Raw genomic sequence first — 12,969 nt, 5'->3', positions numbered from 1 at the left:
ACTAAACCGCAAGACGCCGTTCGATGCCCTTGATACAGGCGACCAGCGTGCTGTTGACCGGGGTGGCCACACCGCAGCGCTCCCCCCAGCGCACCACCGCACCATTGATAAAATCGATTTCAGTTTTCGACCCCTTCTCCAGGCTCTGCAGCATCGAGGTCTTGAATCCGGCCGGCAGCCCGGCACCGGCCATATCCCAGGCCTGGCGCGGCTCGGTCAGCGACAGCTCAACGCTGTTGGCCCGGGCCACCGCCATGGCTTCAGCCACCGCCGCCGTCGCACAGTCCGCAATCTCGTCAACCGAATAAAGATCGCCGTAGCCCAGCCCCGTAATGCCCGCCAGCGCACCGGTGGCGACGTTAATCAGCAACTTGTCCCAGATGGTGCCCAGAATGTTCGGACTGACGGTTGTCTCCAGCCCCGCCCGATTGAACACAGCGGCGATCGCACTGACCCGCTCAGAGACAGACCCGTCCAGCTCACCGATGATGGTTTGCTTGCCGCGCGTACCTATAGTGATACGGCCAGGTCCGGTCATCACGCCACCGACATAGGTCTTGCCGGCCAGCACCCGATGCGCCCCCACGGCGGCCACCAGAATATCCTCGTGGCCCAGGCCGTTTTGCAGCGACAGTACCTGGGTATGCTCGCCAATCATCGGCGCGGCCGACGCTATGGCCGCCGCGGTATCATAGGATTTCACCAACACGATGATCAGATCGACGATGCCGACATCGCTGCTGTCCAGCGCAGCCTTGACCGTTACGCGACGCTCAACACCCGCATCCAGCATGCGCAGACCCGATGCGTTCATCGCATCGACATGCGCCCGGGAGCGGTTGATCAGCCAGACATCCTGGCCAGCTTCAGTCAGTACACCGCCGATCGAACAACCAAGGGCACCGGCCCCCAGTACACATATTTTCATAGTCGAGCCTCTCGTCTCTGGCGCCAGAACAAACGCCATTGCAGTGACCATCACGATAAGGCCCGCGGCCATCATCGTAAATTCAATAAAAAACATAATATGCATTGTGTTTTTTTATAGTCATCGACAGACGCAGAACAAGACGCCGCCCTAACGCGGCCCGAACAAAGAGTCCGGGCGCGTTGCATTCCAATTATTAATTATGAAATGATCTGGCGACCTCATATTGCGAATTCACATAGATATGACATCTGAAACCGATACCCGCCTCGTTGACGTCAAGCTGCTGCGGCTATTCGATCTGCTCTACAGCACCGGCAGTGTCACCCGCTCGGCCGAACTGCTGGGCCAGAGTCAGCCCACGGTAAGCATCTGGCTGGCGCGCCTGCGCAAGGAGTTGAACGATCCACTGTTCGTACGCTCGGCCGAAGGCATGCTGCCCACCCCCCGCGCCGACGAACTCATCGGCCTGGCCCGCGATGCACTGGATTCACTGCGGCGGCTCTCCGCCTGGGAACCTGAATTCGCGCCGGCAACGGCCCAGCGCGATTTTCGTATCTGCATGACCGACGCCAGCCATATCACCCTGCTCCCACGACTCCTGGCCCATGTGCGCGCCACCGCGCCAATGGTCCGGCTGGAAGCCGTGCGCATTAATGATGACACCGCAAAGCTGCTGCAATCCGGCGATGTCGATCTGGCGCTGGGGCTGCTGCCAGGACTCGAATCCGGGTTCTATCAGCAGGTGCTGTATCCTCAGGACTGGGTTTGCCTGGTGAATCGCCACCACGCGCGCATTCAGGATACCTTTACACGGACGGACTACAGCGCCGAAGGACATATAGGTATAGTGTCCGGCACCGGCCACCTGCTGCTGGACGATGCCATGAAACAACAGCAGATCGAGCGCAGGATTTTGCTGAAACTGCCCGGATTTTTGGGATTGGCCGCGATCATTTCCACCACCGACCTGATCGCGACCATTCCGCGTCATATTGGCGAAACCCTGGCCCGTAGCTGGGCGATTGAGGTCTATGACTGCCCGGTGCCGATCGCGTCGTTCACGGTCAAGCAGCACTGGCATGCACGCTATCATCAGGACGCCGGCAACCGCTGGCTCAGAGCAACCTGCGCAGCGCTGTTTCAGCGCTGAGTTGCCGGATTAAAACACGCCCTGCTCCCGCATTTCCCGCTGAAACAGACAGTGCCTGAAAACGCCTCTATGCAGGCAACCTGACGCACAGCGCCTGGTGCCGAAACCCGCCCGCACCATCATTAGATCATCACATAAATATTTAACACTCTATGTATTTTCACAATATTCGTTATTGAATTTCGAATATTGTGGGCCCGATTTCACCATGTAACTATCGGCTCAGGGTTTGCCCAGGCAACGAAAGCACGCCTTTATAAACATAATAAATCGGAGTACTGACTATGAAAGCAACGGGTATCTTTGCAAAAGAAAGCCTCAAGCGCATTGTTACCGCAGCCACCATTGCAACGGTTATCGGCGTATCTTCCCTGGCCCAGGCCGCCGAAATTAAATTGCGCATGTCGGCCATTGCATCGGCCACGGATCAGCGAGCGGTGGCCATGACGGAAGTCTTCGCGCCGGCGATTGCCTCTTTCGCAAACTTCGAAGGCCATTGGAACAGTTCTCTGTTCAAACAGGGCACCGAAATTGAAGCCATTGCGCGCGGCAACCTGGAAATGACCATTACCTCGGCGCAGGAACTGGCCGAGTTCTTCCCCGAGTTTTCAATTTTTAGCGCCGGTTACGTGCATCGCGATGCCGAGCATCAAAAGCGTGTCTTTGCGGCCGACTTCATGTCCCCGCTGAAACAGAAAGTCGAGGATGAACTGGGTATAAAACTGCTCAGCGTCATGTACCTGGGACGTCGTCACGTCAATCTGCGGACCGAGCAGGACGTTAAAACCCCCGCGGATCTGGCCGGTGTGAAACTGAGAATGCCGGGCTCCGATGCATGGCAGTTCCTGGGCCGCGCCCTGGGCGCCAACCCGACCCCGATGGCCTTTAGCGAGGTGTACACCGCACTGCAAACCGGTGCCGTGGATGGACAGGACAACCCTCTGCCCACCGACAAGGATGCCAAGCTGTACGAAGTCACCAAGCAGATAGTACTGACCAGCCATCTGGTGGATCTGAACTATATCGCCATCTCGAACAAAGTCTGGAACGAACTCACCGCTGCGCAGCAGGCTACCCTGCAGCAAGCCGCCGATGACGCCGCCGAAAGTGGCCGTCAGAAACAGCTGAAACTCGAAACCGATCTGGTGCAGTTCTTCAAGGATCAGGGACTCAAAGTCTACGAACCCGATCTGAAAGCCTTTCAGACCACCGTGCAGGCGGCCTATCTGAACTCGGATTACTCCAAAGCCTGGACACCGGGCATGCTTGATAAAATCAACGCCCTTTAAAAGGATTGTCAGCCGTGACCAATAGATTAAATTGGATAAAAAACGCGGCTGACAGCATTGCGGCAACAATGCTTGCCGCAATGTTTATCACCTTCGGACTGCAAATCGTATCGCGTTATCTTTTTAATGCACCGCTCGGCTGGACAGTAGAAGTCTGTCTGACACTTTGGCTTTGGCTGGTATTCTGGGCCAGCGCCTTTTGTGTCAAGGAGAGTGACCACATCCGTTTTGATGTGCTCTATCTGGCCGCCCCCCACAAGGTTCAGCGGATATTTTCAATCATTGCAGCCCTGGGTGTTATCGTCGGCTTTTTATATTCTTTTCTGCCCACCCTGGATTACATCCTCTTCTACAAAATAAAGAAAAGCGCGATCCTCAGGATCCGCCTCGATTATGTATTCAGTATCTATGGTGTTTTTGTTCTGGCCCTGATTGTTCGCTACAGCTGGCGTCTGATCGCCCATCTGCACCCGGGACTTTACAAAAAATACTGCGAAAAAGACGACCAGGAGCATGACTACTCATGAGTGCTGAATTTACATTTTGCCTGCTGGTGGTCTTTACCCTGGCGGCACTGGGGATGCCTGTCGCATTATCCATGATTATTGGCGCCATCGCCTACCTGATCAGCAGTGGCCAGGACGTGGCGCTCGCCGGTGAACAGATCATCCAGGGCGTCTACAACAGCTTTATACTGCTGGCCGTGCCGCTGTTTATCGTCGCGGCCAATATCATGAATGCCGGCACCGTGACCGAACGCCTGCTGAACTTCTGTGTGGCCATGGTCGGGCATCTGCGCGGAGGCCTGGGCCATGTCAACGTGGTGGCCAGCCTGATTTTCTCCGGCATGTCCGGTTCCGCCGTGGCGGATGCTGCAGGCCTGGGCAAGGTCGTTATCGGCATGATGACCAAGGAAAACCGCTACCCACCGGGCTATGCCGCCGCCATTACCGCGGCCTCCGCCACCATAGGCCCTATCATTCCGCCGTCGATCCCCATGGTGATTTTTGCCCTGGTCTCCGATGCCTCCATCGGTTACCTGTTTATCGCAGGGCTGGTGCCCGGCCTGCTGATGGGCGCCGTACTGATGGGCATGAATAGCCTTCAGTCAACACGCCTGAAGGTGGTGAAGGAGCCCCGCATTGCCCTGCGCGCGATTCCAGGGATCACATGGCGGGCCTTCCCGGCACTGATGATGCCCGCCATTCTGCTCTATGGCATCTACGGCGGCGTCACTACGCCCACCGAAGCTGCAGCGGTTGCCGCCGCCTACGCCCTCTTTCTCGCCGCCGCGGTGTACCGTTCCATCAGCTGGAAGGATCTGGTCAACGTATTCAAGCACAGCGCGGTTTCGTCAGCATCCGTCGGTCTGGTGATCAGCGCCGCACTGATCTTCAACTACATCGTCGCCACCGAAAACATTCCGACTCAGGTCGCCGAGCTGCTGACCGCCTGGAACCTGTCGACCTTCGAGTTTCTGCTGCTGGTTAACCTGATCTACCTGGTGCTGGGCTGCCTGCTGGATGCCACCACCGTGATTCTGGTCATAGTGCCGCTGCTTATCCCTGCCTGCCGCGAGATGGGTGTCGACATGGTGCATTTTGGCGTAATCACGGTCGTCAACCTGATGATCGGTCTGGTAACGCCACCTTACGGCATCCTGCTGTTCGTCATCAACGGCACCACCAAGATTCCACTGGCCGCCATTATCAAGGAAGTGATGCCCTTCGTCGGGGTGCTGATTCTGGCGCTGCTCGCCATGACGGCGCTGCCTGATGTAGTGCTGTTCATGCCTCGACTGCTGGGCTACGCCGGTTAGCTCACCGCAAGCGCCGCAGCTCGCCTCGCAGCTCAACACATTCACAATTCGAACAGGAAACAGTCATGATAAAACTCGGGCTCATTGGCAAGGGTATTCTCAAGTCTCAGGCGCCGGATTTGCACTGCCGCCTTGGCAAGCTGGTCGGACAGGTCAGCAGTTACGATCTTTTCGATGGTAATGAAACCGGCTTTCGCGGCCTCGAGGGCTCGCTTGGTTTCATGCGTGAGGCGGGCTACCAGGGCACCAACATTACCTTCCCGTTCAAGGAAGCCGCGCTGTCACTGGCCGACACCATTGGGGAAAGCGCGCGCAAGATTGGCGCCACCAACACCCTTATTCTGGGTGAGAGCATCCAGGCCGAGAATACCGATTACACCGGATTCATGAGCGCGTATCGCTTTCGTTTCGGCCAGACCACGCCCGGCGAAGTATTGCTGATCGGCGGCGGTGGCGTGGGCCGCGCCGTTGCGGTGGGCCTGGTGGATCTGGGTGCGAAAGCCATCTACCTGGCCGAAACCGATGTAGAGCGGGGGCGCAAGCTGGTAGAGGAACTCAAAGGGTTCGGCGTGCAGGCATCACTGCTGGATACCAACGCTATCAATAGCACCATTCCCAAGGTACAGGGGGTGGTTAATTGCTCGCCCGTAGGCCATGTGAATCATCCTGGCTGCCCAATCGACGTGAGCCTGCTGCAGCCGCAGCAATGGGTATTCGACGCCGTCTATGTGCCTGCCAATACGGAGTTTTTGCAAGGTGCCCGCAAGGCCGGCTGCAAGCTTCTGTCAGGCGTTGATCTTTTCGTGTTTCAGGGCCTGGACGCATTCAAGTTCTTTACCGCCAGCCTTAATTTGACCAACAGCCTCGACCGCGAGGCGAAATCGCTACACAGCTATTACATGGAAAAGCTGTTTAATACCATCTGACGCCTCTGTCACCGACAAAACGCCCCGTTCTCACGAAAGGGGCGTTTTTATACAGTCATCACCGCTGCTCACCTCATGGTGACCGGCGGCCACGCCATTCAAAACGGCGGCCGTCGTCCTGCAATAAAGAACACTATCGACAGAATCAGGCCCACGACAAACAGTATCCAGGCGATGTTGACCGCCGTACCGGCAATACCCGAAAAGCCCAGTACAGCCGCGATAATCGCAACAATCAGAAAAGTTACTGCCCAGCCAAACATAGCAATCTCCTTATGTTTATTGACGGGATAGATGCCAAAACCGTGCATATATCCATCAGGCACAATCGATGCCAGTTCGCTATGCTGTTCACTTTCAAAGATAATTTTTCCAGTGCCCGCTGCAATGCTGAGGCAGCGGGTGATAGGCCCCGCTTTGCGGGGTCTTATCCCGACGCCCGGGGCATATGCCCCTTGTCTGTCTTAGCGTTCGCCCTTCTGTGCAACTTTTTCATATTGATATTAATTAGTTATGGATCTGGCACCAAGGGTGCATCTGTTTCAAGTCAAGCACGGCATAACCGCCTTATAGACCCATATGGCTACACTGGTTAGCAGGACGCAGATGTTGTGCCACAACAGCCACCGCCGCAGGGTAACCTGCAACCACAGGACTATGTTCACATGCGAGGACTGCCATCTTTACTGACAGGTTCTGTCTGGCCGCTGTCGGCAACAGCCCTGCTGTTGCTCATCGCCAGTTTCGGACTGCTGACCTACGGCGCGTCACGCAATATCGAGCGCATCCAGCCCCTGAAAGGCCATCTCACCTACGTGGTGGCGATCGAGCAGGCAGCGGGGGACGTCCGCACCCAGCGGGTCAACCTGCTGGAAGCCGAAGACGGATACCTGGACCCCGGCAGTTTTGATGCACTCTTGCAGCAACTGCACGAACTGGCTGCATCCGACGCCTACCGCATGGATACGACCCCCGCCAGCATTGAACATGCGCTAAAACAGCTGGTGCAGTTCGACGGTTACAGCCCGGTTCCCCTGGATACGGCCTCGTCCGCGCTGCGCGGCGCCCTGAACCAGGAGCTGCTGGCCCACGAAATACTGCTCAGTGCTTTCCAGAGCGGGGCCCGGCGCGAACTCTTCATCGCCTTTGGACTGGCTATTGGCCTGCTGCTGATCTCTGCCCTGCTGTGGGCCCGGGTACGCCAGCGCGTCCTCAGGCCCCTGCATAACCTCAGCAGCCAGATGACCTTGCTGGCCCGACACGACTTCAGCGAACTGCCGGTGGAAGAGACAGATCCAATGCTGTTCCCGATGATCCAGAAATATAACCTCATGGTGCAGCGCCTGAAGAAGCTTGAACAGGCCCAAAAGCTGCGCCAGGACAGCCTCACCCGGGAGGTGCGCAGTGCCACCTACATGCTGTTGCAGCAGCAGCGCAGACTCTCCCAGGCCGAACGTCTGGGTGCCATCGGAGAAGTCGCGGCGGGGGTCGCCCATGAACTGCGCAACCCCCTTACCAGTGTCCAGATGGCGCTGGAAAACCTGCGCCAGGATGTCCAGGGAGCCGACCTGGTTGAACGGGTCGAGATGATCAATGACGAGGTTAAGCGCGCCACCCGGCAACTTAATCAGTTGCTGGACCAGGCCCGACAGCGGCCCGAGGTTCCGGTCATGCTGGATGTCCGCGAAGAGTGCGAGAGCCTGATCACCCTGGCCGCCTACCAGCTGCACGAAAATGTCAGCATTGACTCAGAGGTCACGGAAAAACTGCGCTGCCTGCTGCCCCACTCCCAGCTGCGACAGATGCTGCTGAACCTGCTGCTCAATGCCGGGCAAACACTGGGCAGCAACCATGGCCAGATTCTGCTGCAGGCAAGGCGCCAGGAGCAGATGCTCGAGATCACGGTCAAGGACAGCGGGCCGGGCTTTTCCCAGGCCATGCTGGAAACCGGTATCCAGCCCTTCTGCTCCTGGCGCGCCGGAGGCACCGGCCTGGGGCTGGTCATGGTGCGCCGTTTTACCGCTGATCTGGGCGGCGAACTACGCTTAAGCAACCGCAACGAGGGCGGCGCCTGTGTAACCCTGAGGCTGCCGTACAAAGAGGCCGATGACTAAATCCCTGCTGATTATTGAAGACGAGACCCTGCTCGGGATCGAACTTAAACGCCACTTTCAACGCGAAGGCTGGCGCGTCATGCTGACCGAGACCCTGGACAGCGCCCGCCACGAGCTGTTCGACAATGGCCTCACTCCCACCGTAATCCTGTCCGACATGAACCTGCCGGATGGCAATGCGCTGGACCTGCTCGAGGAGGCTAGCGGTCAGACGAGCGGCAGCGAATGGATCTTTCTCACCGGCTACGGCACCGTGGCCGACTCCGTGCGGGCGCTGCGTCTGGGCGCCTATGACTACCTGGAAAAGCCTGTCGATTTCGACCGGCTGGACCTGGTCATCAGCAGTGCGACGCGCAGCGCGACGGCACAACGGCGCCTGCGCGATCAGTTTTCCGCCGGCCGGCGCCGCTTCACGCCGGACAGCTTCGTGGGCCAGAGCGAGGCCGCCTCACAGCTGCGCACTATGTTGACAAAGCTGGCCCAGGCCCCCTTCTCCACCCTGATACTCACGGGTGAAACCGGTACTGGCAAGGGCGTGGCGGCGCGCATACTGCATCACAGTGGCACCCGCCAGGATGCCCCCATGGTGGAGGTCAACTGCTCAGCGCTGCCCAAGGACCTGCTGGAATCCGAACTCTTCGGCCATGAAGCGGGCGCCTTTACCGGCGCCAAGGGCCGTCGACGGGGTCTCTTCGAGCAGGCCGACGGTGGCACCCTGTTTCTCGATGAAATCGGTGAAATGCCCGCCGATCTGCAAGCCAAGCTGTTGAAAGTTATTGAAGAACAATGCTTTCGCCGGGTCGGCGGCGACCGCGAGATCAGCGTCGACGTGCAGTTGATCGCCGCCACCAACCGCAACCTGCAGGGCTGCATTGAAAGCGGCGATTTCCGCGAAGACCTCTATCACCGCCTCTGTGTGTTTGAGCTGCAGATGCCGCCCCTGCGCGAACGCGTTGAGGATCTGGACGCCCTGGTGCCCTTGCTGGTCGACGAATTCAACGCCAAGGCGGGCAAGAATGTGCGCCACATCAGCAGCAGTGTCTGGACCCGCCTCAAAGCCCACCGCTGGCCCGGCAACGTGCGCGAGCTGCGCAATGTGATCGAGCGCTGCGTGCTGTTTGCCGACGACACTGAACTGCCGCAGCAATGGCTGCAACTGCAACCCTCGACGTCGGACCAGGCGGAACCAGCCGCTAGCGCAGCGCCATCAGCAGACCCCCGCTATCTCCAGGTGCCGCTCGACGGCAGCATGGGGCTGGATGACATGGACAGTTTCATTATCAGCGCGGTACTGGAGCGCAATCAGCACAATGTCACCGCCGCCGCCCGACTTTTGCATACCACCCGCGACACCCTGCGTTACCGCATCCAGAAGTACGGCATCATCCTGTCCGACGAAGCCTGAGCGGGCCGCGACAACTCGCACCGGATAAGGGGGATATGTCACTACTGGCGCTGGGGCATTTCCCCCACCGGGGCATATCACCATCCACGAAAACAACACAACTTATTGTTATTAAACATAATTAATAGTTGGCACTCATACTGCAGTACAACTGTCAGGCCTGCCCTTTTTCATAACGTCACAGGCACCCCTGACCGGGCAGACCGGTCTGTGACACCGCTGCGACGCAACGATCGACCAACCGGGCACCGCAGCGGATCGAACCGAACCATCGGAGGCAAATGCCATGAAACGTTTTCCCATAAAATCCATCGTCGCCGCCTGCGCCATCGCGTTGGCCAGCGCCCCTCTTCTCGCAACCGCCGCAGGCGACCCGCCGTCGGATCTCTGGGCCAAGGCATCGCTGACCACGACCTATACCCTCAACCGTCACCTCAACCCTTTCGATATCGAAGCCGAGGTCAATGATGGCGTCGCCACCCTGCGCGGTACCGTGGAAAGTGCTGTCGAGCGCGATCTGGCCGAGGAACTTGCCCGTGGCATCGATGGCATCACAGAGGTCAATAATGAGCTAATGATCGATGCGGATGTTCCCGCTATGCACGCCAGCCAGGCCGGGGAAGGCACAGAACGCAGCTTCACCCGCAAGGTAGAAGATGCCAACCTCACCGCCAAGGTGAAATCTCAGCTGCTATGGAACAGAACCACCAGTGGTCTGGCGATCAATGTCGATACCCGCAATAGCAAGGTGATGCTGTCCGGCAATGTCGACTCCCAGGCCGAAGCCGAACTGGCCGAACAGATCGCACTCAATACTCACGAAGTTAGCAGCGTGGATAATCAGCTGACCGTCGGAGGCGAGGAGGCAACGCTCACCGGCAAAGCGGAGGCCAAGTCGAAAGAAGTCGCTAAACAGGTCAGCGACGGCTGGATTACCGCCAAGGTGAAGTCGGCACTGCTGTATAACCGCAATGTCGACGGCAGCGATATCGATGTCGATACCAAAGAAGGCGTCGTCAGCTTGCATGGCCAGGTCGACAGCGAGTTCGAACGGGAGCTGGCCATTAGCGTCTCCAGCAGCGTCAAGGGAGTGAAGTCAGTCACTGCAGAGCTCACCACCGGCAGTTGATCTGAACTACAGTGATTAGGGCGGCACACTCGAGTGTGCCGCCAATCTGGATATTCTCCGGATATAAAGGAGGGGAAACATAATGAGCAAACCGAATCCCGTCGACAGCGAAGCCTCCGTGCAGGAGAGTGAAACCCTGTCCCGGCGCGTCGCCGACGACCTGCATGAGCGCATAGAACAGGCCGCCAAGGTGGGCGAAGAACTTGAGCACGGGCTGCACGAACGCGGTGAACAGTTAACCGACAAGAGCCGCGACCTGAGCACAAACCTCACGCAGATTGTCCGCGATAACCCCTGGGCGGTCGTGGGCGGATCCGTGGCCCTGGGTATCCTGATCGGCGTACTGACACGACGCCGCTGACCCATGAAACAGTCAATGCACGCTGACCCCCAGGACGCAGCCGATTCCGCCACGCCCGAATCCTTGTCACTGATAGAAGCGGCGGCCGGCGTTTTCGCCACCACACGCCAGCACCTTGCCCAACTGCTCACACTGCTCACGCTGGAGGCCCGCTACGCCGGCCTGATGCTGGGCATGACCCTGGCTATGGCGCTTATCGGTGCCCTGGCGGCGTTCAGCGCCTGGGGGCTGTTGCTGGCGGCAGCCCTTGGCGGGCTGCTGGCTCTGGGCTGGAGCTGGAGTCTGGCGCTCGGCAGCCTGGCGCTGGCCAACGTTGTACTGGCGCTGATCTCGCTGTGGCTGATGCGCCGCGCACTGACGCGCATCAGCCTTGGGAGTACCCGGCAGGCGCTGGGGCTGGACTTACCGAATGATGCCGACTAGAGCGCAACTGCGGCGCCAGGAGCAGCAGGTACGCCAGGCGCGGCAGCAGGCGCAACAGGCACGGCAGCAGTTGCGACAATCGATCCGCACAGGGGCAACCTCGCCCCCCGGTCTGATCGCGGGCTTTGCCCTTGGATTGAGTATCGGCCGCTCAGTGGCTGCCCCCCCTGGCGAGGGCAATGGATCTGCTCGTACCCTTCATCTAGTGCGTTTGTTACTGCCGTTGCTGCGTCTGTTATGAACGCGCTAGCGGCACCCGAACGGCGCGAGGAAAGACATGACAGCTTCCAAAAAACCGCTCCCGGACCCCGCCACGGCCGGAGACACTAACGGGAATAACCGGCACTCAGACCCCGCCATCCCGGCCCGTGCCCAGGACAACACGGGCTGGAGCCGGATCGAAACCCGCCTGCTGATCGCCCTGACCCTGCTGGCGGTGGTCTATACCCTGGCGCTGGCTCAGCTGTTGCTGGTACCCATCGCCCTGGCTTTTCTGTTGAGCCTGGTACTGGCCCCGGTCATGCGCTGGCTGGTACGGTTACGGATTCCCCGTCCCCTGAGTGCAGCCGTCATCGTGCTGTTACTGCTGTCAGGACTCAATTACGGCGTATCGCAATCCATCGATCCGGTCAGCGCCTGGTTCGAACGGGCGCCCACACTGCTCAAACAGCTTGAGCGCAAGATCAACCCGATCAAGAAAACCGTCGAAGACATGGGCAAGGCCGCCGATCAGGTAGACCGCATCGCGTCAGTCAACCCGGCCCAGACCGTTGAGGTCAAGGGCATCAGCTTGTCGGAGATGATGTATTCCAACGCCCGCGGGCTGGCGACCGGCGCCGTCACGACCACCCTGTTGCTGTATTTCATTCTTTCCTGGGGGCCGCTGATGCTTAAGCGCATCAGCCACCTGCCGAACAGGGAGGGCCGGCGCGACCACTTTATCGAACTCTCCGTGATCCTGGAGGCGGAGATATCCAAATACCTGTCCTGCATCACCCTGGTCAATTTCGGCCTGGGCTGCGTTGTTGCCGCCGCCCTGTACCTGTTCGGCATGCCCAATCCCCTGTTATGGGGCGCAGTCGCTGGCCTGCTGAACTTTATCCCCTACCTCGGCGGGCTGGTCACGGCGCTATTGCTCGGCGCCACCGCCCTGCTGACCTTCGACGGCCTTGCCCTTCCCGCCATGGTGGTGGCTGCTTTTACTCTGCTCACCATCATCGAAGGGCAGATTGTCACCCCGCTGGTTCTGGGTCACCGCCTGTCCCTCAACCCCCTGATGGTATTTCTCAGCGTCCTGTTCTGGTTCTGGCTCTGGGGTGTGGCCGGTGCGCTTATGGCGGTACCGATGCTGATCACGCTCAAGCTGGTGGGTGACCGGGTAGAAGCGCTACGGCCTATCGCCGTTATCACCCAGCGCTGACC

General features: G+C 58.9%; 14 protein-coding genes. 12 read left to right on the top strand and 2 right to left on the bottom strand.

The window, feature by feature from the left end:
- Position 1: 1 nt before the first annotated feature.
- Positions 2-928, bottom strand: coding sequence for a ketopantoate reductase family protein (locus A8C75_RS03215; protein ID WP_067386942.1), 927 nt, complete (start codon positions 926-928; stop codon positions 2-4).
- Positions 929-1,172: 244 nt separating this feature from the next.
- Here A8C75_RS03215 and A8C75_RS03210 point away from each other — a divergent pair, with 244 nt between their 5' ends.
- The 5 genes from A8C75_RS03210 (at position 1,173) to A8C75_RS03190 (ending at position 6,115) form a co-directional block, all read left to right on the top strand.
- Positions 1,173-2,081, top strand: coding sequence for a LysR family transcriptional regulator (locus A8C75_RS03210; RefSeq protein ID WP_067378036.1), 909 nt, complete (start codon positions 1,173-1,175; stop codon positions 2,079-2,081).
- Between the two features lie 284 nt (positions 2,082-2,365).
- Positions 2,366-3,370 carry a TRAP transporter substrate-binding protein DctP gene (gene dctP, locus A8C75_RS03205; RefSeq protein ID WP_067378032.1) on the top strand — a complete coding sequence of 335 codons (1,005 nt, stop codon included), beginning with the start codon at positions 2,366-2,368 and terminating at the stop codon, positions 3,368-3,370.
- Positions 3,371-3,384: 14 nt separating this feature from the next.
- Positions 3,385-3,897 carry a TRAP transporter small permease gene (locus A8C75_RS03200; protein WP_227819824.1) on the top strand — a complete coding sequence of 171 codons (513 nt, stop codon included), beginning with the start codon at positions 3,385-3,387 and terminating at the stop codon, positions 3,895-3,897.
- Positions 3,894-5,189 (top strand): TRAP transporter large permease, encoded by a 1,296-nt coding sequence (locus tag A8C75_RS03195; RefSeq protein WP_067378026.1) that lies wholly within the window; start codon positions 3,894-3,896, stop codon positions 5,187-5,189. The genes A8C75_RS03200 and A8C75_RS03195 overlap by 4 nt, the downstream gene beginning before the upstream one ends.
- Positions 5,190-5,254: 65 nt before the next feature.
- The gene (locus tag A8C75_RS03190; protein ID WP_227819823.1) at positions 5,255-6,115 is read left to right on the top strand and encodes a shikimate dehydrogenase family protein; all 861 of its coding nucleotides are present in this window, start codon (positions 5,255-5,257) and stop codon (positions 6,113-6,115) included.
- A gap of 98 nt (positions 6,116-6,213) precedes the next feature.
- Here the strand turns inward: A8C75_RS03190 and A8C75_RS03185 are convergent, their stop codons facing one another.
- Positions 6,214-6,378 carry a DUF1328 domain-containing protein gene (locus tag A8C75_RS03185; protein WP_067386938.1) on the bottom strand — a complete coding sequence of 55 codons (165 nt, stop codon included), beginning with the start codon at positions 6,376-6,378 and terminating at the stop codon, positions 6,214-6,216.
- A gap of 402 nt (positions 6,379-6,780) precedes the next feature.
- Here A8C75_RS03185 and A8C75_RS03180 point away from each other — a divergent pair, with 402 nt between their 5' ends.
- The 7 genes from A8C75_RS03180 to A8C75_RS03155 all read left to right on the top strand — a co-directional run bounded on the left by A8C75_RS03180 (position 6,781) and on the right by A8C75_RS03155 (position 12,967).
- Positions 6,781-8,229 (top strand): sensor histidine kinase, encoded by a 1,449-nt coding sequence (locus A8C75_RS03180; RefSeq protein ID WP_067378023.1) that lies wholly within the window; start codon positions 6,781-6,783, stop codon positions 8,227-8,229.
- Positions 8,222-9,634 carry a sigma-54-dependent transcriptional regulator gene (locus A8C75_RS03175; protein ID WP_067378020.1) on the top strand — a complete coding sequence of 471 codons (1,413 nt, stop codon included), beginning with the start codon at positions 8,222-8,224 and terminating at the stop codon, positions 9,632-9,634. The genes A8C75_RS03180 and A8C75_RS03175 overlap by 8 nt, the downstream gene beginning before the upstream one ends.
- Positions 9,635-9,920: 286 nt before the next feature.
- Entirely contained in the window at positions 9,921-10,763 is an 843-nt protein-coding gene (locus tag A8C75_RS03170) for a BON domain-containing protein (protein ID WP_067378016.1), read from the top strand.
- 82 nt (positions 10,764-10,845) lie between these two features.
- Entirely contained in the window at positions 10,846-11,124 is a 279-nt protein-coding gene (locus A8C75_RS03165) for an ElaB/YgaM/YqjD family protein (protein WP_067378013.1), read from the top strand.
- Between the two features lie 3 nt (positions 11,125-11,127).
- Complete coding sequence (locus tag A8C75_RS03160) at positions 11,128-11,547, top strand: hypothetical protein (protein WP_157890207.1); 420 nt, start codon at positions 11,128-11,130, stop codon at positions 11,545-11,547.
- A complete protein-coding gene (locus A8C75_RS23520; RefSeq protein ID WP_157890206.1) occupies positions 11,534-11,788 on the top strand; it encodes a hypothetical protein in 255 nt (84 codons plus the stop codon). The genes A8C75_RS03160 and A8C75_RS23520 overlap by 14 nt, the downstream gene beginning before the upstream one ends.
- A 36-nt stretch (positions 11,789-11,824) precedes the next feature.
- Positions 11,825-12,967, top strand: coding sequence for an AI-2E family transporter (locus A8C75_RS03155; protein ID WP_067378008.1), 1,143 nt, complete (start codon positions 11,825-11,827; stop codon positions 12,965-12,967).
- The last annotated feature ends 2 nt before the right edge of the window (positions 12,968-12,969 follow it).

Source organism: Marinobacterium aestuarii, assembly GCF_001651805.1.
GTDB lineage: Bacteria > Pseudomonadota > Gammaproteobacteria > Pseudomonadales > Balneatricaceae > Marinobacterium_A > Marinobacterium_A aestuarii.
The sequence above is the reverse complement of the archived record's forward strand: the minus strand, read 5'-3'. Positions and strand labels throughout refer to the sequence as shown.

Excerpts from the sequence above, each read along its gene's own strand:
- A8C75_RS03215 (WP_067386942.1), bottom strand. The coding sequence starts at position 928 with ATGAAAATATGTGTACTGGGGGCCGGTGCCCTTGGTTGTTCGATCGGC.
- A8C75_RS03210 (WP_067378036.1), top strand. The coding sequence starts at position 1,173 with ATGACATCTGAAACCGATACCCGCCTCGTTGACGTCAAGCTGCTGCGG.
- dctP (WP_067378032.1), top strand. The coding sequence starts at position 2,366 with ATGAAAGCAACGGGTATCTTTGCAAAAGAAAGCCTCAAGCGCATTGTT.
- A8C75_RS03195 (WP_067378026.1), top strand. The coding sequence starts at position 3,894 with ATGAGTGCTGAATTTACATTTTGCCTGCTGGTGGTCTTTACCCTGGCG.
- A8C75_RS03190 (WP_227819823.1), top strand. The coding sequence starts at position 5,255 with ATGATAAAACTCGGGCTCATTGGCAAGGGTATTCTCAAGTCTCAGGCG.
- A8C75_RS03185 (WP_067386938.1), bottom strand. The coding sequence starts at position 6,378 with ATGTTTGGCTGGGCAGTAACTTTTCTGATTGTTGCGATTATCGCGGCT.
- A8C75_RS03180 (WP_067378023.1), top strand. The coding sequence starts at position 6,781 with ATGCGAGGACTGCCATCTTTACTGACAGGTTCTGTCTGGCCGCTGTCG.
- A8C75_RS03175 (WP_067378020.1), top strand. The coding sequence starts at position 8,222 with ATGACTAAATCCCTGCTGATTATTGAAGACGAGACCCTGCTCGGGATC.
- A8C75_RS03170 (WP_067378016.1), top strand. The coding sequence starts at position 9,921 with ATGAAACGTTTTCCCATAAAATCCATCGTCGCCGCCTGCGCCATCGCG.
- A8C75_RS03165 (WP_067378013.1), top strand. The coding sequence starts at position 10,846 with ATGAGCAAACCGAATCCCGTCGACAGCGAAGCCTCCGTGCAGGAGAGT.
- A8C75_RS03160 (WP_157890207.1), top strand. The coding sequence starts at position 11,128 with ATGAAACAGTCAATGCACGCTGACCCCCAGGACGCAGCCGATTCCGCC.
- A8C75_RS23520 (WP_157890206.1), top strand. The coding sequence starts at position 11,534 with ATGATGCCGACTAGAGCGCAACTGCGGCGCCAGGAGCAGCAGGTACGC.
- A8C75_RS03155 (WP_067378008.1), top strand. The coding sequence starts at position 11,825 with ATGACAGCTTCCAAAAAACCGCTCCCGGACCCCGCCACGGCCGGAGAC.